The organism is Bartonella sp. AP57NXGY, assembly GCF_042195805.1.
Classification (GTDB): domain Bacteria; phylum Pseudomonadota; class Alphaproteobacteria; order Rhizobiales; family Rhizobiaceae; genus Bartonella.
This window is the reverse complement of record NZ_JBHIOZ010000284.1, coordinates 1-1,374: the sequence shown is the minus strand read 5'-3', so window position 1 is coordinate 1,374 and position 1,374 is coordinate 1. Positions and strand designations below refer to the sequence as shown.

At 35.8% G+C, this 1,374-nt stretch carries 2 protein-coding genes; one reads left to right on the top strand and one right to left on the bottom strand.

Annotation, left to right across the window (positions count from 1 at the left end):
* Window positions 1-193: 193 nt before the first annotated feature.
* On the top strand, window positions 194-943 hold the full coding sequence (locus tag ACFIL8_RS10320) for a TIR domain-containing protein (RefSeq protein WP_375681280.1): 750 nt from the start codon (window positions 194-196) through the stop codon (window positions 941-943).
* 278 nt (window positions 944-1,221) lie between these two features.
* On the opposite strand, the gene ACFIL8_RS10315 is transcribed toward ACFIL8_RS10320, so the two are convergent.
* Window positions 1,222-1,374: type II toxin-antitoxin system RelE/ParE family toxin (locus ACFIL8_RS10315; protein ID WP_375689691.1), on the bottom strand; the 153-nt coding region annotated here is incomplete at its 5' end.

Below are 1,374 nucleotides of genomic sequence, written 5' to 3'. Positions count from 1 at the left end.
CTTTATCACGCAGTAAAATTTCCCATCATTTAGTCAAGTTTTCCCACGTTTCAATCAATTGAATGGAAGGTGACCGTCTCTTTTTGTGCATAGTATAAGAAAATGAAATCATAAAGCTATTTAAATTCAAATAGTTATAAAAATAAATCAACATTTTATATTAATAACCAGCGATATTGAAAGAATATAAACAGTGAAATATAGCGGAACCGTCGAAGACCTTAAAGATATAGTTAAAACAGCTGGATATAAAATCATGGAAGTTAAGTCTCTATCACTTAATTCTTCTAGAGGATATCAGATCAAAACCTCCGAAGGAGGCGTTATTAATTGGTATGAAAGTACAGGAACAATCAACGTTCAAGGCAAAGAATCCGCTGTGACAAATCTAGAAAAAGCTTTGGTTAAACACATACAAGAAACATCAACGAATCCTTCTCCAAAGACTGCTTCCAATACCTTAGAATCTTCTCCTAAAAAAATTTTTATCGTTCATGGTCATGACCGTACTGCCCTAAAGCAACTTACATCTATTCTTAATGATTTTAATCTTGAACCATACATTTTACAAAATACTGGCGGGAATGGCTTAACCATCATTGAAGCTTTAGAAAAAGGAATCTGTAGCGATTTCATAAAATTTGGTATTGTGCTGCTTACTCCCGATGATATAGGCTATGCCAAATCTGCCGGCAAAAAAGCAGCACAACCCCGTGCGCGACAAAACGTTATTTTCGAAATGGGCATGTTAATGTCTGCGCTTTCTCGCAAAAATGTCGCTATTCTAAAAAAACAAGACCTTGAACTCCCTTCAGATATTAATGGAATTATATACCTTCCTTTTAAAGAACACGTAAAAGAAACACTTAAAGATCTTTCTCATCGACTATGTGAAGTTGGCTACAATTTAGATGCAAAAAAATTTGCTACAGCATCACGTTAAATTTGAATAATGCTTATGTTTATTTTTTTTAAGCGCACACCCAAAACCACATGCCACCCCACCACATTCCACAGACACACACATCCTATAGCACAGAGAAACGATCATCCCCCACTCTTATTCAAACAGCAAGCGATTGTGCAAATTTTAATGAAGAGACCGCGCGTGAATTCACTACCGTAGAAGAAATCATTTTAGTCCCTTTGATAAACGCGGAGGCTGTTGTCATGATTTTGGTAATTGTTCCAGAAAGGTTTAAGAGGCAGCCTCTGATTAGATTAAAGAAAAATAGGAAATTCACGTCGGGCATGTACTACAGCTACAATTTCGATTTGATGTGCAGCTACTCGATAAAATATAAGGTAATTTGGATGCGCTACAATTTCTCGTAATCCTAATACCTTCTCACTCTGTCTGTATAAATATGGATG